The sequence below is a fragment of the Tropicibacter alexandrii genome, from assembly GCF_003667315.2.
In the GTDB taxonomy this organism is placed as follows: Bacteria; Pseudomonadota; Alphaproteobacteria; order Rhodobacterales; family Rhodobacteraceae; genus Tropicibacter; species Tropicibacter alexandrii.
In genome coordinates, this window is the sequence record NZ_RCTZ02000001.1 from 120842 (window position 1) to 140476 (window position 19635).

The 19635-nt window shown below is 64.8% G+C and carries 21 protein-coding genes; 12 read left to right on the forward strand and 9 right to left on the reverse strand.

Features of this window, described 5'->3' with window-relative positions; translation table 11 throughout:
- Positions 1 to 21: 21 nt before the first annotated feature.
- Both glmS and D8Z78_RS00630 read left to right on the forward strand, forming a co-directional pair.
- Positions 22 to 1839, forward strand: coding sequence for a glutamine--fructose-6-phosphate transaminase (isomerizing) (glmS, locus tag D8Z78_RS00625; protein WP_121629988.1), 1818 nt, complete (start codon positions 22 to 24; stop codon positions 1837 to 1839).
- Complete coding sequence (locus D8Z78_RS00630) at positions 1836 to 2513, forward strand: DNA alkylation repair protein (RefSeq protein WP_121629987.1); 678 nt, start codon at positions 1836 to 1838, stop codon at positions 2511 to 2513. Before glmS ends, D8Z78_RS00630 begins: the two co-directional genes overlap by 4 nt.
- 24 nt (positions 2514 to 2537) lie before the next feature.
- Here D8Z78_RS00630 and D8Z78_RS00635 read toward each other — a convergent pair whose 3' ends face one another.
- Positions 2538 to 3026, reverse strand: coding sequence for a hypothetical protein (locus D8Z78_RS00635; protein WP_121629986.1), 489 nt, complete (start codon positions 3024 to 3026; stop codon positions 2538 to 2540).
- 114 nt (positions 3027 to 3140) lie between these two features.
- On the opposite strand from D8Z78_RS00635, the gene moaA reads away from it, so the two are divergent.
- Positions 3141 to 4148 (forward strand): GTP 3',8-cyclase MoaA, encoded by a 1008-nt coding sequence (gene moaA / locus D8Z78_RS00640; protein ID WP_121629985.1) that lies wholly within the window; start codon positions 3141 to 3143, stop codon positions 4146 to 4148.
- A 95-nt stretch (positions 4149 to 4243) separates the two neighbouring features.
- Here the strand turns inward: moaA and D8Z78_RS00645 are convergent, their stop codons facing one another.
- A complete protein-coding gene (locus tag D8Z78_RS00645; protein ID WP_121629984.1) occupies positions 4244 to 5341 on the reverse strand; it encodes an anhydro-N-acetylmuramic acid kinase in 1098 nt (365 codons plus the stop codon).
- A gap of 49 nt (positions 5342 to 5390) precedes the next feature.
- On the opposite strand from D8Z78_RS00645, the gene tyrS reads away from it, so the two are divergent.
- Positions 5391 to 6713, forward strand: coding sequence for a tyrosine--tRNA ligase (gene tyrS / locus D8Z78_RS00650; protein ID WP_121629983.1), 1323 nt, complete (start codon positions 5391 to 5393; stop codon positions 6711 to 6713).
- On the opposite strand, the gene D8Z78_RS24465 is transcribed toward tyrS, so the two are convergent.
- Complete coding sequence (locus tag D8Z78_RS24465) at positions 6710 to 6859, reverse strand: hypothetical protein (RefSeq protein WP_164932853.1); 150 nt, start codon at positions 6857 to 6859, stop codon at positions 6710 to 6712. The two genes, tyrS and D8Z78_RS24465, sit on opposite strands and share 4 nt — an antisense overlap.
- Before the next feature lie 48 nt (positions 6860 to 6907).
- On the opposite strand from D8Z78_RS24465, the gene D8Z78_RS00655 reads away from it, so the two are divergent.
- Entirely contained in the window at positions 6908 to 7801 is an 894-nt protein-coding gene (locus D8Z78_RS00655; protein WP_121629982.1) for a GNAT family N-acetyltransferase, read from the forward strand.
- Between the two features lie 109 nt (positions 7802 to 7910).
- Here the strand turns inward: D8Z78_RS00655 and D8Z78_RS00660 are convergent, their stop codons facing one another.
- From D8Z78_RS00660 to D8Z78_RS00670, 3 genes are all read right to left on the reverse strand, one after another.
- Entirely contained in the window at positions 7911 to 8864 is a 954-nt protein-coding gene (locus D8Z78_RS00660; protein WP_121629981.1) for a DUF3179 domain-containing protein, read from the reverse strand.
- Between the two features lie 178 nt (positions 8865 to 9042).
- A complete protein-coding gene (locus D8Z78_RS00665) occupies positions 9043 to 9603 on the reverse strand; it encodes a peptidylprolyl isomerase (RefSeq protein ID WP_121629980.1) in 561 nt (186 codons plus the stop codon).
- Positions 9596 to 10105: a peptidylprolyl isomerase gene (locus D8Z78_RS00670; RefSeq protein ID WP_121629979.1), complete on the reverse strand. Its 510-nt coding sequence runs from the start codon at positions 10103 to 10105 to the stop codon at positions 9596 to 9598. Before D8Z78_RS00670 ends, D8Z78_RS00665 begins: the two co-directional genes overlap by 8 nt.
- A gap of 121 nt (positions 10106 to 10226) precedes the next feature.
- Here D8Z78_RS00670 and D8Z78_RS00675 point away from each other — a divergent pair, with 121 nt between their 5' ends.
- Entirely contained in the window at positions 10227 to 11414 is a 1188-nt protein-coding gene (locus D8Z78_RS00675; RefSeq protein ID WP_121629978.1) for a phosphoglycerate kinase, read from the forward strand.
- Between the two features lie 111 nt (positions 11415 to 11525).
- On the opposite strand, the gene D8Z78_RS00680 is transcribed toward D8Z78_RS00675, so the two are convergent.
- On the reverse strand, positions 11526 to 12491 hold the full coding sequence (locus D8Z78_RS00680) for an alpha/beta hydrolase (RefSeq protein ID WP_121629977.1): 966 nt from the start codon (positions 12489 to 12491) through the stop codon (positions 11526 to 11528).
- A gap of 181 nt (positions 12492 to 12672) precedes the next feature.
- On the opposite strand from D8Z78_RS00680, the gene D8Z78_RS00685 reads away from it, so the two are divergent.
- The 6 genes from D8Z78_RS00685 (at position 12673) to D8Z78_RS00710 (ending at position 17449) form a co-directional block, all read left to right on the forward strand.
- The gene (locus D8Z78_RS00685; RefSeq protein WP_121630114.1) at positions 12673 to 12975 is read left to right on the forward strand and encodes an FtsB family cell division protein; all 303 of its coding nucleotides are present in this window, start codon (positions 12673 to 12675) and stop codon (positions 12973 to 12975) included.
- Between the two features lie 113 nt (positions 12976 to 13088).
- Complete coding sequence (gene pdhA, locus D8Z78_RS00690; RefSeq protein ID WP_121629976.1) at positions 13089 to 14132, forward strand: pyruvate dehydrogenase (acetyl-transferring) E1 component subunit alpha; 1044 nt, start codon at positions 13089 to 13091, stop codon at positions 14130 to 14132.
- On the forward strand, positions 14132 to 14536 hold the full coding sequence (locus tag D8Z78_RS00695) for a VOC family protein (protein WP_121629975.1): 405 nt from the start codon (positions 14132 to 14134) through the stop codon (positions 14534 to 14536). Before pdhA ends, D8Z78_RS00695 begins: the two co-directional genes overlap by 1 nt.
- Complete coding sequence (locus D8Z78_RS00700) at positions 14536 to 15924, forward strand: pyruvate dehydrogenase complex E1 component subunit beta (protein ID WP_121629974.1); 1389 nt, start codon at positions 14536 to 14538, stop codon at positions 15922 to 15924. The genes D8Z78_RS00695 and D8Z78_RS00700 overlap by 1 nt, the downstream gene beginning before the upstream one ends.
- Before the next feature lie 10 nt (positions 15925 to 15934).
- Positions 15935 to 16177 (forward strand): hypothetical protein, encoded by a 243-nt coding sequence (locus D8Z78_RS00705; RefSeq protein ID WP_121629973.1) that lies wholly within the window; start codon positions 15935 to 15937, stop codon positions 16175 to 16177.
- Between the two features lie 3 nt (positions 16178 to 16180).
- Positions 16181 to 17449, forward strand: coding sequence for a pyruvate dehydrogenase complex dihydrolipoamide acetyltransferase (locus tag D8Z78_RS00710; RefSeq protein ID WP_121629972.1), 1269 nt, complete (start codon positions 16181 to 16183; stop codon positions 17447 to 17449).
- A gap of 190 nt (positions 17450 to 17639) precedes the next feature.
- Here D8Z78_RS00710 and D8Z78_RS00715 read toward each other — a convergent pair whose 3' ends face one another.
- Both D8Z78_RS00715 and cysE read right to left on the reverse strand, forming a co-directional pair.
- A complete protein-coding gene (locus D8Z78_RS00715; protein ID WP_128910548.1) occupies positions 17640 to 18092 on the reverse strand; it encodes a hypothetical protein in 453 nt (150 codons plus the stop codon).
- A 605-nt stretch (positions 18093 to 18697) separates the two neighbouring features.
- Positions 18698 to 19513 (reverse strand): serine O-acetyltransferase, encoded by an 816-nt coding sequence (cysE, locus tag D8Z78_RS00720; protein ID WP_121629971.1) that lies wholly within the window; start codon positions 19511 to 19513, stop codon positions 18698 to 18700.
- Positions 19514 to 19635 lie beyond the last annotated feature (122 nt).

Here is a 19635-nt window from a genome sequence, read left to right on the forward strand (position 1 = left end):
TTAAATGGAAGGTTTTTGGAAATGTGCGGAATTGTAGGCATTCTCGGAAAACACGAGGTCGCGCCGATGCTGGTCGAAGGCCTGCGCAGGCTGGAATATCGCGGCTACGACTCGGCCGGCATCGCCACGGTCAATGACGGCGTGCTCGACCGCCGCCGCGCCGTGGGCAAGCTGGTGAACCTGTCGGACCTTCTGGTGCACCAGCCGCTGGCGGGCAAATCCGGCATCGGCCACACCCGCTGGGCGACCCATGGCGGCCCCTCCGCCACCAATGCCCACCCGCACCGGACCGGCCCCGTCGCCGTCGTGCACAACGGCATCATCGAGAATTACAAGGACCTGCGCGCCGAGCTGGCCAAGGCCGGGATCGACGCCGAGACCGAGACCGACACCGAAACCGTCGCCATGCTGACCAAGCTGCATATCGATCAGGGCATGGCCCCGGTCGACGCGGCCTTTGCCACCGTCGAGCGGCTCGAAGGCGCGTTCGCGCTGGCCTTCCTCTTTGACGGCGAGGGCGACCTGATGGTCGCTGCGCGCAAGGGCTCGCCCTTGGCCATCGGCCATGGCGAGGGCGAGATGTTCGTCGGCTCCGACGCCATCGCGCTCGCCCCCATGACCGACCAGATCACCTATCTGGAAGAAGGCGACCGCGCCGTCCTGACCCGCACCTCGCTGGAAATCCGCGACGAGGCGGGACGTCTGGTCAACCGAGATCAGCGCACCATCCGGATGGATGCGGCCCGCGTCGACAAGGCCGGGCACAAGCACTTCATGTCCAAGGAAATCGCCGAGCAGCCGACCGTCCTTGCCGGTGCGCTGTCGGCCTACCTGACGCAGTCCGGCATCGCCCTGCCCGATCCGGGCATCGACTTCACCAAGGTCGACCGCCTGACCATGGTCGCCTGCGGCACCGCCTATTACGCCTGTTTCACCGCCAAATACTGGTTCGAGCAATTGGCCGGGCTGCCGGTCGAGGTCGATATCGCGTCCGAGTTCCGCTACCGCGAACCGCCGATCACCCCCGGCACCACGGCGCTGTTCGTCAGCCAATCCGGTGAGACCGCCGACACGCTGGCCGCGCTGCGCTATTGCGCGGGCAAGGCCGACAGCATCGTGTCGGTCGTCAACGTCCCCGAAAGCTCGATCGCGCGCGAAAGCGATCTGGCCCTGCCGATCCATGCGGGCGTGGAAATCGGCGTCGCCTCGACCAAGGCCTTCACCTGCCAGCTGACCGTGCTGCTGCTGCTGGCGCTCAAGGCGGCGCAGGCGCGTGGCCGCCTCAGCGATGACCGGCTGACCGGGATTCTGGCGGACCTGCGCGCCCTGCCGGGTACGTTCAACGCCGCGCTCGACCGCGACCACGTGATGAAGGAAGTCAGCCAAGACCTTGCCAAGGCGCGCGACATCCTGTTCCTCGGGCGCGGGCTGATGTATCCGCTGGCGCTGGAAGGTGCACTGAAACTCAAGGAAATCAGCTACATCCACGCCGAAGCTTATGCATCTGGCGAGCTGAAGCATGGCCCCATCGCGCTGATCGACACCTCGGTGCCGGTGGTCGTGATGGCCCCCAAGGACAGCCTCTTCGAAAAGACCATCTCGAATATGCAAGAGGTCATGGCACGGGGCGGCAAGGTGGTTCTGGTGACGGACGCCGCCGGGGCGGCGATTGCCGGTGATGAGGCGTGGAAGACGATCATCCTGCCGCAGGTGCCCGAGGTGCTCTCGCCCCTGCTCTACGCCCTGCCCGCGCAGCTTCTGGCCTATCACACCGCCATCGCCAAGGGGACGGATGTGGACCAGCCGCGCAACCTCGCGAAATCGGTGACGGTGGAGTGACACCCGAAGACGCGCTGGCACAGATCGAGGCGGCGGGCGATCCGGCCCGCGCCGAGGGCATGGCCGCCTATCACAAGGCCCCGCGCCGCTATCTGGGCACGCCCAACCCAGTGCTGAACGACCTCGCGACCGGCTGGCGCCGGACCCTGTCGGTCGGGGACCGCGTGGCGCTGGCCGATGCGCTGTGGCGCACGGACATCCACGAGGCCCGCATCACGGCGGCCAAGCTGCTGACGCAGGCCCGCCTGCGCCCCGATGACGCCGCTTGGGCGCTGATTGCCTCCTGGGTGCCAGAGTTCGACGCTTGGGCCATCGCCGACCACGCCTGCATGGCCGGGCAGCGCCGCCTGCTGGCCGATCCGGCCCGGCTCGACGCGGTCGAGACATGGACGCGGTCCGACCACATGTGGACCCGCCGCGCCGCGCTTGTCATCACCCTGCCTTGGACCAAGCAGAACAACCCCACCAAGGCGGATCTGGCGATCCGCGACCGGGTGCTGGGCTGGGCGGCGGGGTATGTGGACGACCGCGACTGGTTCATCCAGAAGGCCGTGGCGTGGTGGCTGCGCGACCTGTCGAAACACGACCCCGCCCGCACGCGCAGCTTTCTCGACACTCATGGCGACCGGCTCAAAGCCTTCGCCCGCAAGGAAGCCGGGAAATACCTGCCCTAGCGCGGGGCTGCCCCCGCGCACGCCTCACTCGCCGGAATAGACCTCGACCTCGGGCAGGTCCGTCAGCGGCGCCTCGATCAGCCGCATCGCCGCCAGCGAGATTCGGCTGCCGGTCTCGGAGGGGCGCAGTTCGACCTGCGCCGACTTGCCCGTCACCGGATAGACCACGCGCCCCTGCTCGGTCGCCGACACAAGCGGCGTTTCCAGCCAGAATCCCGGCTGCGTCGGATCGCCCAGCGACACCACCGTCGTGCCCAGAAGACGCTCACCACCCGCCGCAGGCGCGGCAGCCTCGGCGCGCTCCTCGGCATTGGTCGTGTCGAACTGCTCGGCGGTGCGCGCCGCCGCGGTGGGAACCGGCGCCTGCGCGGCGCTGTCGGGGCGCGCCTCGGGGCGGGTCTGGCCCGCCTCGGCCACCGGCGCCGCACGGTCGCGCGACTTCAGCCCAAACGGCATCGAACCGCCGCAGCCGGACAAAGCCAGCGCGATGACGCCGATCCAGACATGTTTCATGCGATCTCCCCCTTTGGTCGCAGATGACAGCGCGACCGTACCGCGCCAGTTTGCGTGATACAATTGCACGCGCCACCCTTGCCCCATTCTTTGCCGACGACTAGGTTGCCTGCCATGACCACACCGCTCATAGACCCGTTCCAGCGCCCGATCTCCTATCTTCGGGTTTCCGTCACAGACCGCTGCGATTTCCGCTGCGTCTATTGCATGTCGGAAAACATGACCTTCCTGCCAAAGAAGGAGCTGCTCACGCTGGAGGAGCTGGACCGCATGTGTTCCACCTTCGTCCGGCTGGGCGTGGAAAAGCTGCGCATCACCGGCGGCGAGCCCTTGGTGCGGCGCGACATCATGACCTTCTTCCGGTCGATGACGCGGCATCTGGACAGCGGCGCGCTGAAGGAGCTGACGCTGACCACCAATGGGTCGCAGCTGGCGCGGTTTGCCGACGATCTTTACGCGGCGGGTGTGCGCCGGGTGAACATCTCGCTCGACACGCTGAATGAGCAGAAATTCGCGGATGTGACCCGCTGGGGCCGCCTGCCGCAGGTTCTCAAGGGCATCGATGCCGCGCAGAAGGCTGGTCTTCGGGTCAAGATCAATGCCGTGGCGCTCAAGGGGTTCAACGAGGACGAGCTGATCTCGATGACCGAATGGGCGGCCGAGCGGGACATGGACCTGACCTGGATCGAGGTCATGCCCATGGGCGATATCGGCAACGAGGACCGGCTCGACCAGTATTGGAAGCTGTCCGACCTGCGCGCGCAACTGGCGCAGACCTATACGCTGACCGACCTGCCCGAGCGCACAGGCGGCCCTGCGCGCTATGTCCGGCTGGAAGAGACGGGGCAGAAGATCGGCTTCATCACGCCGCTCACGCATAACTTCTGCGAAAGCTGCAACCGCGTGCGCCTGACCTGTACGGGTGAGCTGTTCATGTGTCTGGGGCAAGAGGACAACGCCGACCTGCGCGCGGCCTTGCGCAATCATCCCGGCGACGATGCCCCGCTTGAGGATGCGATCCGCGCCGCGATCCGGCTGAAGCCCAAGGGCCACGATTTCGACTATTCTCGCCAGACGGTGGACGGTCGTGTCTCGCGCCACATGAGCCACACGGGCGGGTAAGCGCCTTCGAAGGCGCTTGGACCAAGCGTGTTGCAACACGCTTCCAACGCCATTCGAATGGCGTTGATCCAAGGCGCTTCGAAGCGCCTTGCTGCCTAGACCGGACGGCTGATCCTCCCCCCGCCGATGGCCGCTGCCACACCGGTCGTGGTCTTGCAGGAGGTCGGCAAACCCCGCGCCACGCGCGCCGCGAGGAAGGCAAAGGCCTGCGCCTCCAGCATGTCGCCATCGAGACCCGCGGCCTCGACCGGCTCCACCGGGCAATCCAGACCCGCCGCCAGCATCTGCATCATCACCGGGTTGTGCCGTCCGCCCCCCGTCACCAGCAACCGCTCCGGCGGGGAGGGGCAATGCTCCATCCCCTGCATCACCGCCGCCGCCGCCATGCCCGTCATGGTCGCCGCCGCATCCGCGTCGGACAGTTCCCGCACCAGATCCAGCATCAGGGAAAAATCGTCCCGGTCCAGCGACTTGGGCGGGATCTTGCGGAAATAGCCTTCGTCCAGAAACAGCTCCAACGCGCCTTCCTCGACTCGGCCCTTGCGGGCCAGCGCGCCGTCGCGATCGCAGTCCAGCCCCAGCCGCTGCGCCACCAGATCGTTGATCGGTGCATTGGCCGGCCCCGTGTCAAACGCCAAGAGCGCCCCCGGCGCCTCTGGCTTGGCGCTGCGCGGATCGACCCAAGTCAGGTTGCCCACACCGCCGAGGTTGAGAAAGGCCAAGGGCCGTTCCGCCCCGATCCACCGCGCACAGGCCCAGTGGTAGAAGGGCGCCAAGGGCGCCCCCTCGCCGCCCAGTTCCACATCCATCGACCGGAAATCCCAGACCACCGGCAGCCCCAACGCCTCGGCGAGCGCATCGCCATCGCCCAATTGATGCGTGCCGCGCCCGCGCGGCTCATGCGCCAGCGTCTGACCGTGGAACCCCACCAACTCGGCCCGGTCGAAACCCGACAGCACCTCGATATGCGCCCGCTGGATCACCTCCAGCGCCTCGGCCACATCGTCCCCTTGCCAGCGCCCCAGCGCCGCGCGCAGCACCGCGCGCTCCTCCGGCGAATACGCCCGGTAGGCCGACGGCCCGAATTCCAGCACCTGAACCCCGTCCGTCAGCACCATCGCCGCGTCCACACCGTCCAGCGATGTGCCCGACATCGCGCCCAAAACCCAAATCGGCCCTGACACCTTGCCCATGCCGCCTGCCCCACTTATAGCTTCGCGCGTTGTATAAATGAGGCGGACCATGACCTACCATCCCAAATCGGACTTCATGCGTGTCATGATGGAGCGCGGCTTTCTCGCCGATTGCACCGATTATCAGGCGCTCGACGACGCGCTGAACAACGGCGTGGTTCCCGGCTATATCGGCTTCGACGCGACGGCCAAGTCGCTGCATGTGGGCTCCCTCATCCAGATCATGATGCTGCGCTGGCTGCAAAAGACCGGCCACAAACCGATCGTTCTTATGGGCGGCGGCACGACCAAGGTGGGCGATCCCAGCTTTCGCTCCGACGAACGCCCGCTGCTGACGCCCGACCAGATCGATTCCAATATCGCGGGGATAAAACAAGTTTTTGCCAAATATCTGGATTTTGCTTCCTCCGAAGAAGAGCGGTTTTGGGCAGGTAGCGTAGCCGGCAATCCGAACTACAGAATCGATCCCCAAAAACTCAGTCCCGCCGCCCTGATGCTCAACAACGCCGAATGGCTCGACGGGCTGAACTACCTCGAATTCCTGCGCGACATCGGGCGGCATTTCTCCGTCAACCGGATGCTTTCATTCGAATCCGTCAAGTCCCGGCTCGACCGGGAACAGTCGCTCAGCTTCCTCGAATTCAACTACATGATCCTGCAAGCCTATGATTTCCTTGAGCTGAACCGCCGTTATGGCTGCCTCGTGCAGTTCGGCGGCAGCGACCAATGGGGCAATATCGTCAACGGCATCGACCTGACGCGCCGCGTGCTGGATCATGAGATCTTTGGCCTGACCTCGCCGCTGCTGACCACCTCGGACGGCAAGAAGATGGGCAAGAGCCAAGGCGGCGCCATGTGGCTGAACGCCGACATGCTGTCACCTTACGAGTTCTGGCAGTTCTGGCGCAACACGACCGACGCGGATGTGGGGCGCTTCCTCAAGCTCTATACCGAGCTGCCTTTGGAGGAATGCGAGCGTCTTGGCGCGCTGGAAGGGTCCGAGATCAATCAGGCCAAGATCATCCTCGCCAACGAGGTCACGACGCTGTGCCACGGCGCCGAGGCGGCGGCGACGGCGGAACAGACCGCGCGCGAAGTGTTCGAAAAGGGCGGCGTGGGCGACGACCTGCCGACGCTGGAACTCACCCGCGCGGAACTGGGCGACGGGCTGTCCATCGTGCAGGCGCTGGTGCGCTCGGGTCTGGCGAAATCCGGCAAGGACGCGAAACGCCTGATCGCCGAGGATGGCGCACGTCTGGACGACGCGCCGCTGACCAATGCCGGGCTCGTGCTGGACGCCGATGCGCTGGCACAGCCGGTCAAGCTGTCGGCGGGCAAGAAGCGTCACGCGCTGGTCAAACTGGCCGACTAAAGCGCCAGTTGCACCACCGCCAGCGCCAGAAATGGCAGCGACAGCACGCTGGCCAGCAGCAAGGCCGCCGCTGCGGTCGGACGCGGCCGCGCGGCGGCAATCATTTTGGGGCGGGGCGCAGCACGGCGCAGGGAATCGTGTCTCATGCGGTCAAGTTAACCACATGGAAACTTTCCAGGTGGTTAACTCCGGCCATGGATGAATCCCTGGTTCTGCCCCTGCCCCAATCGCCCGAATTCGCACGCACCTGCGACCTGCTCGGGCTGCCGATCCGCCAGTGCAAACGCGAAAGCGGCGGGCAGGCGCATGTCTGGTGGCAGGTGCAGTCGCGCAGGCTGCCGCTCCTTGGCCGTGTCGACCTGATCTCGCGCGGGCCGGTGGCGCGCAGCCCTGCCGATCTCGACGACTGGCTGTCGGGCTGGCTGCGCTGGCATGACAACCGCCCGCTGCTGCTGAATGCCGACGGCATCGCCACCGAAGCCCTGCGCGATGCCGGGTTCTGGCCGCTCATCACGCCCGCCACGCTGGCCCTGCTGCCGCTGGCGGATCGCGCGACCCTGCGCGCGGCGCTGCAGCCGAAATGGCGCAACCGTCTGGTCCGCGCGGAAAATGCCGGGCTGCGGGTCACGCGCCACGGCGTGACCTCCAACCACTGGCTGTTCGAGGCCGAGAAGACCCAGATGCGCACCCGGCGCTATCGCGGTCTGCCCCCGGCGGTCTGCCTCGCCTTCGCCAGCGCCAACCCCGGTCAGGCCGTCCTGTTCGAGGCCCGCAACAAGGGCCGCCCAGTGGCCGCCGCATTGATGCTGCGCCACGGCCCGATGGCCACGTGGCAGATCGGTCATTCGAACGAGGAAGGCCGCCGTTTGAACGCCATGAACCGGCTGTTGTGGGAGGCGATGGGTTGGCTCGCCGATCAAGGCCACACGGTGCTCGACCTCGGCACGATCAACCAGCAGGACGCGCCGGGCCTTGCGCATTTCAAGCTGGGCACCGGCGCGGTTGCGCATCGGCTGGGCGGCACATGGCTGCATCAAGGGGCGCTGGCGCCCTTCGCCCGCCGCCTGCCACGGGCGCTTGCGGCCTAGACCCCGACCGGATCGGCCCAAATCCCCCTTTCTTTGGGCCCCAAATATCCCGGAGAGCGCGAGAGGCAGCGCCTCTCGCACCTTCGCCCAAAGGCGAAGGTCCAAAGCCTCACTCCAGCATCCAAGCCCCGTCGGGCCAGAACGCGTGAAAGGCAAAGGCGAACATCAGGTCATGCGCCACGGGCTCCCCCTGCGCATAGACCCGCACATTGCCCACATCGCGCCCGTCAGCAATCACCGCCGCATCCAGCGCCGAGGCCTGCCCCGCACTCCAATCCAGCACCACGCCCGCCTCCGCGATCCGGCCCGCCTTGCGCAGCCGCTCCAAGGGCCACGCCCGGTCGCCCACCCGCACCACCCGCGCCAAAGGCGCGATCCCGTGCGGCGGCATCTCGCCGCTATACAGGAAGGGCCGATGCGACGAGTCATACTGACGATACGGGTTCTGCCCATACGGCCGGTTCCACGATGGTTCCGCCATGACCAGCCCATCTGGGTTGCGGGCACGGAACACATCGAACCCCTCCATCCAACTCGGGACCTGCGCCAACTCGACCCCGGTCATCTCGCCGACGATCCCCTCGCCGATGGCCTGCTGCCACCAGCTTTGCGTCTCGCGGTCATACATGATCATGTCGGAATGGCGCAGCTTGCCCGACACGCCAAAACTCAGCACCTGCCCGTCCACCCGCCGGTCAAAGGTCAGCGCCGAATTGCACAGTGGGCAGAACGTCACCGCCACCGGCACACCGCCCACCACATCGTTCACGATTTCATGCCATGTCAGGTAGCGGATCGGATAGGCGCGCGGCACCTCTCCGTCGATCTCGACGGCAATCACCGGCTCATTGCCCGCGATCCCGGTCACCGCATCCACCGCAACAAAAGACGGATCGCTCAGCGCCGGAATGCCATCCTTCGGCGGCCCGCCAGAAATGATCTCGACCCAGTTGTCCACCGAAGTCGTCTCGAAATCGGTCTCCGGCCATTCGTGCTTCCAGAACGCCGGGTCTGCCGCCGCCGCGGAGGCCCAGACCATAAGACAGACAAAGAAAAAGCGCATGACACATCCTCCCCGGATGCATTCTGCGCCAAACGCCGCTCTCGAACCAGCGACAAATCCGTTATTCTGGGTCGGCCCGCCACGCGGTCCCCTCCCCCGGTGAAACGGGGGAGGGACAGGGAGGGGGCCGAAGCAGCCTGCGACGCGAAAGCGTCACCGCTGGATCACCCCACCCCGATCACTCGGTCACGGTGACCGTCTCCATCCGATCCGGTTCGCCCAGAACCGCGCCGTTGCGGCCCTCGCCGCGCTTGATCGCGTCGACCACATCCATGCCTTCGGTCACGCGGCCCACGACCGTGTATTGCCCGTTCAGGAAATGGCCTTCGGCAAACATGATGAAGAATTGCGAATTGCCCGAATCCGGGTCCTGCGACCGCGCCATGCCCACGACCCCCCGGTCAAAGGGCACATCCGAGAATTCCGCCTTCAGGTCGGGCCGCTCCGAGCCACCCATCCCCGCCATCTGCATCGAGAAACCGTCGCCGCCCATCTGGCCGAACTGCACATCGCCGGTCTGCGCCATGAACCCGTCGATCACCCGGTGAAAGACGACGCCATCATAGGCACCGCTTTCCGCCAGCGCGGTGATCTGCGCGACATGGCCGGGGGCCACGTCTTCGAGCAGGTCGATCTTCACCACGCCCTTCTCGCCGTCAGGGCCCGCCACGGTGATGTCGATCCCCGTGGCAAAGGCCGGCGCGGCCAGAAGCGTGAACGCCACTGCCAGCTTATGCATCGGCGGCCACCTTGACCGAGATCATCTTGTCCGGGTTCGGCGCAGGCTCGCCCCGGGTGATGGCATCCACGTGCTCCATGCCGGAAATCACCCGGCCATAGACCGTGTATTGCCCGTTCAGGAAATGGTTGTCCTTGAAATTGATGAAGAACTGCGAATTCGCCGAATTCGGGTTCTGCGAGCGCGCCGCGCCCAGCGTGCCCCGGTCATGCGGCAGCTTGGAGAACTCCGCCGGCAGATCCGGCAGGTCCGAGCCGCCCGTGCCCGCGCGACGGATGTTGAAGCTGTCGCTGTCCGCGTTGCCATGCTCGACATCGCCCGACTGCGCCATGAACCCGTCGATCACGCGGTGAAACACCACGCCGTCATACTTGCCCGCGCGCGCCAGCTCCTTCATGCGTTCCGCATGTTTGGGCGCCACATCGGGCAAAAGCTCGATGATGACGGTGCCGTCCTTGAGTTCCATCAGGATGGTGTTTTCCGGATCCTTGATCTCGGCCATGGGTCTCTCCACTGTCAAAACATTGTTGCCGATGTAGCCTGCCGCGCGCGCGATGCCAAGTCAGCGTTGACCTCTGCCGCCGGACAAGGCAGTGAAAGGCAAATTGGATCGGAGTGAGACCATGGCCTGGAAAACCCTCGACGAGATGGATCTTGACGGCAAGCGCGTGCTGACGCGCGTCGACATCAACGTGCCGGTCAAGGACGGCGAGGTGACCGACACCACCCGCATCGAACGCATCGCTGCCACCGTGCAGGACATCCTCGATCGCGGCGGCAAGCCGGTGCTGCTGGCGCATTTCGGCCGCCCCAAGGGCGAACGCCGCGACGACATGAGCCTGCAGGTGCTGATCCCGGCGCTGGAATCTGTGCTGGGCGTGCAGGTGATCTTTGCCGCCGATTGCGTGGGCCCGGCGGCGGCGGCTGTCGTCGACAGCCTTCAGGACGGTCAGGTGGCGCTGCTGGAAAACACCCGCTTTCATCCGGGCGAGGAAAAGAACGCCCCCGAACTGGCGCAGGCCATGGCCGCGCTTGGCGATGTCTATTGCAACGACGCGTTTTCCGCCGCCCACCGGGCGCATGCCTCGACCGAAGGTCTGGCGCATCTGCTGCCCGCCTGCGCGGGCCGTCTGATGCAGGCGGAGCTTTCGGCGCTGGAAGGCGCGCTTGGCTCGCCCGACCGGCCCGTGCTGGCGGTGGTCGGCGGGGCCAAGGTCTCGACCAAGCTCGACCTGCTGGGCAACCTCGTGGAAAAGGTCGACATGCTGGTGATTGGCGGCGGCATGGCCAACACCTTCCTCGCCGCGCAAGGCCACGCTGTTGGTGCGTCGCTCTGCGAGCACGAAATGGCGCAGACCGCGCGCGAGATCCTGTCCAAGGCCGAAGCGGCAGGATGCAAGATCCTGCTGCCCGAGGACGTCGTCGTCGCCCGCGAATTCAAGGAAGGTGCCGCGCATGAAACCGTCGCCGCCCATGCCTGCCCCGAGGATGCGATGATCCTCGATGCGGGTCCCGAGGCGGTCGAGGCGGTCAAGGCGGCGATTGCCGAGGCGAAGACACTGATCTGGAACGGCCCCTTGGGCGCGTTCGAGATCGCGCCCTTCGACACGGCGACGAACGCGGCGGCGCTGTTTGCTGCCGAACAGAGCGAGGCGGGCAAGCTGGTCTCGGTCGCCGGGGGCGGCGACACGGTGGCGGCGCTGAACAAGTCCGGCGCGGCCACCGATTTCACCTATATCTCCACCGCCGGGGGGGCCTTCCTCGAATGGATGGAGGGCAAGACCCTGCCCGGCGTCGCAGCCCTCGGGTAAACGCGCGTGCAAGGCGCTTCGAAGCGCCTTGGATCAAGCGCCTTCGAAGGCGCTTCATACGCAAATTCGAATTTGCGTGGTCCAAGGCTGTTCGAACAGCCTTGCCACCGCTCAGCCTCCAAGCCCCTGCAACAACCGGATCGCGGCGGGCGCGGTGAAGGCGGTGCTGTGGCCACCGGCATCGCCCCCCTCGATCTCGGACAGGTCGACGATCGACACGGGCAGCCCGCCCAGCCCTTCCGTGTCACGGATTGCCCCAAGACGTACCGGCGAAACCGACAGCCACGCCGACAGGCCCAGAATCCGGTCCCGCGCCGAGGTCACCAGCATGAACGGCTCGGGGAAGGGGCGGATTCGCCGCGCCTGCTGAACGAACACCTCGTTGTCGATATCCGGGCTGATCAGCGCCACGCCCGACAAGCCGTCCAGCACCGCGCCCCGGCCGGAAATCGACAGCTGCCGCAGCACCTCCATCACCAGCTGGCTGCCCATGGAATGCCCCACCAGCAGCACCCGCCGCCCGTCCCCGGTCAGCGCCTCCAGCAGCCGCTCCAGCCCGTCGCGTGAGAAGATCACGCTGTCGCGGTCATGCACATAACCGCGCGGATTCCCCGCCGAGGGCCAGCTATAGGCGATCACCGGCAGGTCCGCGTCGAAGTCATGCGCGATCTGCGCCAGCCGGTAGACCGCCTCGGCATGGTTGACGTTGTAGCCATGCACGAACAGCACCACCTCTGGCGCCGGGCCGAACGCCTCCAGCAGCGCCACCTCGGAGCCATACTCCGCCTCGCCCACCGCCACGAAATGCCGCGCGGGGTCCGGCGCGCCCTGCCCCGGCCATTCGATCCGGCCCATCTTGTGCCCCGGCGGGATCGAGATATCGACCCGCCCGAAGCGCAGCCGCGCATCGCGCGTCACCCCCAGCCCGGCCTGTCCCGCGCCGTCCGGCGCATAACGGTTCGTCGCGACGAACACGGCCTGCACCGTGCCCGCATCCCCCGAGGCCATGACAAACGCCCCGCGCGGGGCGCAGGAGGCAACGAAACACAGGCAGATCAGGACCAGATAGCGCATCATGCGCGCAACCTAAGCGCGGATTCGTTAAAGCACCAGAAGCATCACGCGCGCCCCGCGCGGCAGGAATGCAACGCTTGGCCCCGCAACCGCCGCGTTAACCAAAGCCCCCCTTTTCCGGGCCGGGCCGGTCGGGCACACTCTCCCAACGCATCCACCCAAGAGATGCATGAGGCATATCGGCATGACCAACCGCTCCGCGCGCCCGTCCTTCGGGGCCCTGATCTTCTTCACCGTGACGCTCAGCCTCACGGCCTATTTCACCTTTGCCGCCGTGCAGGGCGATTTCGGCCTGTTCCGCCGCGCCGAGATCATGGTCGAAAGCCGCAAGCTGACCGCCGAGCTTGACACGCTGCGCGCCGAGGTCGGGCGGATGGAGAACCTCACCACGCGCCTCAGCAACGAATTCCTCGACACCGACCTGCTCGACCAGCAGGTGCGCGACGTGCTGGGCCTGATCCGCACCGACGAGATCGTCGTCAACTAGGCCATCGCGACAATTCACGGCGAAACAATCTTGCGCACTCTTTACGCGCGCAAGCGGCCTTGCTACGCTTCCCCAAAAGAAGTTTAACACTAAACTTTCAGGGAGGAGCGCCCATGGCCCCGCGCAAAGCAGCGGCTCAGGATACTGTCGCGGCCAAGACCCCCGGCCCGGCGAACATATCCGCCGAGGACCTTACGGCCTATTACCGCGACATGCTCTTGATCCGCCGGTTCGAGGAAAAGGCAGGCCAGCTTTACGGCATGGGGCTGATCGGCGGGTTTTGTCACCTGTATATCGGGCAAGAGGCCGTCGTCGTCGGCCTTGAGGCCGCCACCAAGGAGGGCGACAAGCGCATCACCTCCTATCGCGACCATGGCCACATGCTGGCCTGCGGCATGGACCCGAAAGGCGTCATGGCCGAGCTGACGGGCCGCGAGGGCGGCTATTCCAAGGGCAAGGGCGGCTCCATGCACATGTTCAGCCGCGAGAAACATTTCTACGGCGGGCATGGCATCGTCGGCGCGCAGGTGCCGCTGGGCGCAGGCCTCGCCTTCTCCGACAAGTATCGTGGCAATGACAACGTCACCTTCACCTATTTCGGCGATGGCGCGGCGAACCAAGGACAGGTCTACGAGACCTTCAACATGGCCGCGCTCTGGCAGCTTCCGGTGGTTTTTGTCATTGAAAACAACCAGTACGCCATGGGCACCGCGCAGGCGCGCTCGACCTCCACCCCTGACCTATACACCCGGGGCGCGGCCTTTGGCATCCCCGGCGAGATCGTCGACGGCATGGATGTGCTGGCGGTGAAAACCGCCGGTGAAAAGGCGGTGAAACACTGCCGCGCGGGCAAGGGCCCCTACATCCTTGAGGTCAAGACCTACCGCTATCGCGGCCACTCCATGTCCGATCCGGCGAAATACCGCACCCGCGAAGAGGTGCAGAAGATGCGCGAGGAACGCGATCCCATCGACCATGTGCGCGACCTGCTGCTGACTGGCAAACACGCCACCGAGGATGACCTGAAGACCATCGACAAGGAGATCAAGGCCATCGTCTCGGACAGCGCCGACTTTGCGCGCGAAAGCCCGGAACCCAGCTTGGATGAGCTTTGGACGGATATCTATGCCGAGCCGATCAAAGAAGGGGCCGAGTGATGCCGCATTTCGAAATCCATGTGAACGACGTCCCCCGCGCCAAGGCTTTCTATTCCGGCCTCTTCGGCTGGACGATCACCCCCGCCCCCATGGGCGAGGAAATGCAGTACCAGATCATCACCGGCCCCGGATTCGTCGCGCCCGATGACCCAAATGGCGGTCTGACGGGCGGCATGATGCTGCGCATGGGGCCATCCGCACCTCCCGGCTCGCCCATACGCGGCGGCACCCTGACCTTTGACGTGGACGATTGCGACGAACGCTATGCCTGGGCGCTGGCCAATGGCGGGGCCGAGGCGATGCCGCCCGAAACCATGCCCGGCATTGGCCGTTTCGCCTATGTCGAGGATGGCGAGGGGAATATCGTGGGCTTCCTGTCCCAGATCGCAGAGGGGGCGCAATAATGGCCACGGAAATTCTCATGCCCGCTTTGTCTCCGACGATGGAGGAAGGCACGCTCGCCAAATGGCTGGTCAAAGAGGGCGACACCGTGTCCTCGGGCGACATCATCGCCGAGATCGAGACCGACAAGGCCACGATGGAGTTCGAGGCTGTGGACGAGGGCATCATGGGCAAGATCCTGATCCCCGAGGGCACGGCGGATGTGAAGGTGAACACCCCCATCGCCGTTCTGGTCGAAGCTGGCGAGGAGGTCCCGGATCAAGTCCGGGACGCGGGTGCGCCTGCTCCGGTCCCTGCTGAAAAACCTGAAGAAAATACAACCCCTGCGCGCGCAGAAACGCGATCTACGCAACCGTTTCGCGACGAAACCCCTGCGAAACCCGAACCGGACTGGCCCGAGGGCACCAAGGTCAAATCCCAGACCGTCCGCGAGGCCCTGCGCGATGCCATGGCCGAGGAAATGCGCGGCGACGGCGACGTCTTCCTGATGGGTGAGGAGGTCGCCGAGTACCAAGGCGCCTACAAGATTTCCCAAGGCCTGCTGGACGAATTCGGCTCCAAACGCGTGATCGACACGCCCATCACCGAGCACGGCTTTGCCGGGATCGCCGTGGGGGCGGCCTTTGGCGGCCTCAAGCCCATCGTCGAATTCATGACCTTCAACTTTGCCATGCAGGCCATCGACCAGATCATCAACTCCGCCGCCAAGACGCTCTATATGTCTGGCGGGCAGATGGGCTGCCCCATCGTCTTCCGTGGCCCCAACGGCGCCGCCGCCCGCGTGGGCGCGCAGCACAGCCAGGACTACGCCGCATGGTACAGCCACATTCCCGGGCTGAAGGTCTGCATGCCGTACAGTGCCTCCGACGCCAAGGGCCTGCTGAAATCCGCGATCCGCGACCCCAACCCGGTGATCTTCCTTGAGAATGAAATTCTGTATGGCCGCAGCTTCGACGTGCCGGTCATGGACGATTTCACCGTCCCCTTCGGCAAGGCCCGCATCTGGCAGGAGGGCACGGATGTCACCCTCGTCTCCTTCGGCATCGGCATGAGCCACACTTTGGCCGCCGCCGAAAAGCTGGCCGCCGAAGGGATCAGCGCCGAGGTCATCGACCTGCGCACGCTCCGCCCGATGGACACCGCCACGGTCATCGCGTCGGTGCAGAAAACCAACCGCTGCGTGACGGTTGAGGAGGGCTTCCCCGTCGCCTCGATCGGCAACCACATCACGGCGGTGCTGATGGAGCAGGCCTTTGACTGGCTCGACGCCCCGGTGATCAACGTCACCGGCAAGGACGTGCCCATGCCCTATGCCGCCAACCTCGAACGCCACGCGCTGGTCACGCCCGACGACGTGATCGCCGCCGTGAAAAAAGTCACCTACCGCTGAGGAGCGCCCCATGGCAGACGAGATCGAAATCCTTGGCCTGACGACCCACGGGCTGCATATCGGGCTGGGCCCGGAAACCGCGCTGGCCCCCATGTCGCTGCTGGAACGCGAGATGTCCAACGTGACGGAGGAGGGCGCCGCCGAATGGGCCGCCGCGCAGAAATCCGAACTGGAAGTCGCCATGACCAAGCTGATCAAGGGCGAAAGCCCGCCCGCGCCCTTCGACGGGTTGCAACTGGTGACGGAGGGCTGAACCATGGCCACGGAAATCCTGATGCCCGCCCTCAGCCCCACGATGGAGGAAGGAACGCTGGCCAAATGGCTGGTCAAGGAGGGCGACACCGTCCAGTCCGGCGACATCCTCGCCGAGATCGAAACCGACAAGGCGACGATGGAATTCGAGGCGGTGGATGAGGGCGTGGTGGGCCGCATCCTGATCCCCGAGGGCACGTCCGAGGTCAAGGTCAACACCCCCATCGCCTTGCTGGTCGAAGAGGGCGAGGCCGTGCCGGAGACCACCGGTTCCGCCGCGAAACCTGCTCCGACTGCTGCGCCGGAGCCTCCGGCTCAGCCCGCCCCGGCGGCGCCTGTGGCGCGAGACGGTGAACGCATCTTCGCCTCGCCTCTGGCCCGTCGGATCGCCGAGCAAAAGGGCCTCGACCTGTCGCAGATCACCGGCTCGGGTCCGCGTGGCCGCATCGTCAAGGCGGATGTCGAGGGGAGCTCTGCCCCCGCCACGCCCAAAGCGCCGCCGCCGCCGGTCACGGCCAGCGCTCCTGCCCCTGCCCCCAAGCCGGTCTCCGCCGATGCCATCGCCAAGCTCTACGAGGGCCGCGCCTATACCGAGGTGCCGCTGGACGGCATGCGCAAGACCATCGCCGCACGCCTTACCGAGGCCAAGCAGACCATCCCGCATTTCTACCTGCGCCGGGATATCCACTTGGACAAGCTGCTGGATTTCCGGTCGCAACTGAACGCCCAGCTCAGCGCCCGCGGGGTCAAGCTGTCGGTCAATGACTTCATCATCAAGGCCTGCGCCCTGGCCCTCCAACAGGTCCCCGCCGCCAATGCCGTCTGGGCGGGCGACCGCATCCTGCAACTGACGCCGTCGGACGTGGCGGTCGCCGTCGCCATCGAGGGCGGGCTGTTCACCCCGGTCCTGAAGGATGCCGAGACCAAGACCCTCTCGGCGCTGAGTGCCGAGATGAAAGACCTCGCCACCCGCGCCCGCGACCGCAAGTTGGCCCCCGAGGAATACCAAGGCGGCAGCTTTGCGATTTCCAATCTGGGCATGATGGGGATCGAGAATTTCGACGCGGTCATCAACCCGCCCCACGGGGCCATTCTGGCGGTAGGTGCCGGGGTGAAGAAGCCCGTCGTGGGCGCCGACGATCAGATCACCGTGGCGACGGTGATGAGCGTGACCCTGAGCGTCGACCACCGGGTCATCGACGGGGCCTTGGGGGCCGAGCTGCTGGCCGCGATCAAGGACAACCTCGAGAACCCGATGGCCATGCTGGCCTGAGGGGGCGTTCGGTGGGGTAAGGGTTTGTTAAGAAGGTTTGGTGTGGGGCGGGTCAGGTCTGATTGGGTCCCGGAAATCAGAAATGGCTCGAATGGCAGTCAGAGCCGTCTTCCAGCGAAGCTGCGTTATGGTCGAAAGACTGCCAAGCGCAAGTCTTGCTTCACGCAAAGCGGAAAAGTATCTCAACCTTTCACGGCAGACCCGGCGCTGGAGCGACTGCGGCCTTTAAGGGCTGTTGCTCTGGGTACCATTCTCCAGAGTAGGTGTTAAAACTAACAATTGGAGGGAAGAAGAATGGAGTCGGCTTTGGTTTTTCCCAGTTATTTTTGCCAAAAAACCTAGAGAACACAGACACGCAATCTTCTGGGAGGGTATTTTTTCGGCGAACGTTTAATTCAGGGGCGAGATACGCAATAAGTGCGTGTTCCGTAGCATCCAAGTCGGTGGGAACCTTCTTGCGCCGACGCCCTGCAAGACCTGAAGTAGTAATTTCCCCAATGAAGAATTGCTTTATAATCGGATTGGTTAGCGCATGATGGTTGGCGAAGCGAGTATTGGGTCGTGTGGACAAGCCAATGTAGACGACTCGAAGGTTGCCTGCGTCACCGCCTACGCCCATGTAAACACAACGATTTGTCGTCATCACGCGCGCTTATGAAGTAAATCGCTTGTAAGATCTGTATGGGCCATACCAGTCCACGATAGAAGCTACCGGCATTTTCACCCCTCCCAAAGGTGCACAAAGAGCCAGATCGGTAAGACGACCCAACCCACGGCCCACCATGCTCGTGATACAAAAATGGCAAATGGCGAGTCGTATCGCCATGCAAATAGCCACCTGAAAAATCTAAAGGTCCAAACAAAGTGCAGAAGAAACCAAGCAATGCCGACCGTTACAATCAAAAAAGAATATGCGTGCTCCATGGATACCACCAGATTTGGTCTTAGCCTTCAGTCAATTCATCCTAGAACGGTTCCTCCCTCCTCCAATCGATCCACACTTTACCGCTCACGCGAGGGAACTGCAACTTGCCATGGGCTGATTCCACCTTTCGCGACGGCGCGCCTACTCTTACAGCACCACGCATGAATATCTCGGAAGGGGTGGAAACTCCGTTCGTCCAAAAACAATAAGCGACGCTTTGTCCCAAATCGCGGACGCCACTTCATATTTATCTAGAAATTGCCACGAGTTAATACAAAAAAAGCCCCCATCCGGGGGCCTTTTCCTGTCACAAACCCAAATGCTCAGTCCGGGATGACCGCCGAGAACGCGTGGTCCATGTTGATCGAGGGTTGGTCACAGCCCGCTTCGCCCACGACCTTGGCGGGGACGCCTGCGACGGTGGTGCAGGGCGGGACTTCTTTCAGCACGACCGAGCCTGCGGCGATGCGCGAGCAGTGGCCGACCTTGATATTGCCCAGAACCTTGGCGCCCGCGCCGATCAGCACGCCGTCGCCGATCTTGGGGTGGCGGTCCTCTTCTTCCTTGCCGGTGCCGCCGAGCGTCACGGAATGCAGCATCGAGACGTTGTTGCCGACAACGGCGGTTTCGCCGATCACGATGGCATGGGCGTGGTCGATCATGATGCCCTGCCCGATGCGGGCGGCGGGATGGATGTCGATCCCGAACACCTCGGAGGTGCGCATCTGGAAGAAATACGCGAGGTCCTTACGGCCCTGCTTCCACAGCCAATGGGCGACGCGATAGGCCTGAACAGCTTGGAAGCCCTTGAAGAACAAGAGCGGCTGGAGGAAGCGGTGGCAGGCGGGGTCGCGCTCATAGGTGGCGGCGATGTCGGCTCGGGCGGCCAGCGCCAGCGCCGGTTCGGCGCCATAGGCCTCGTCGCAGATTTCCCGCAGGATCTGTTCCGACATCTCGCCATTGGCGAGCTTGAGCGAGACGCGATAGCTGAGCGCGCGTGCAAGCGTCGGATGGTGCAGGATGGAATAGTGGATCATGCCGCCAAGGAGCGGTTCATGGGTGACAGCCTCTTCGGCCTCGCGCATGATGCGCGCCCAGACCGGGTCGAGTTCTGCCAGTTTTGCGCGGGTTTCTGCCATCGGTCCCTCCGTTCACGGGTCGAGTCTAGCAGATAGGCGGTTTGACGCGAAACGCAAATGCGTGATGGTGCAAATTGCGAAAACTGATCGGAGCCGCGCAAGAAAAACGCCGCCGGGGCGAC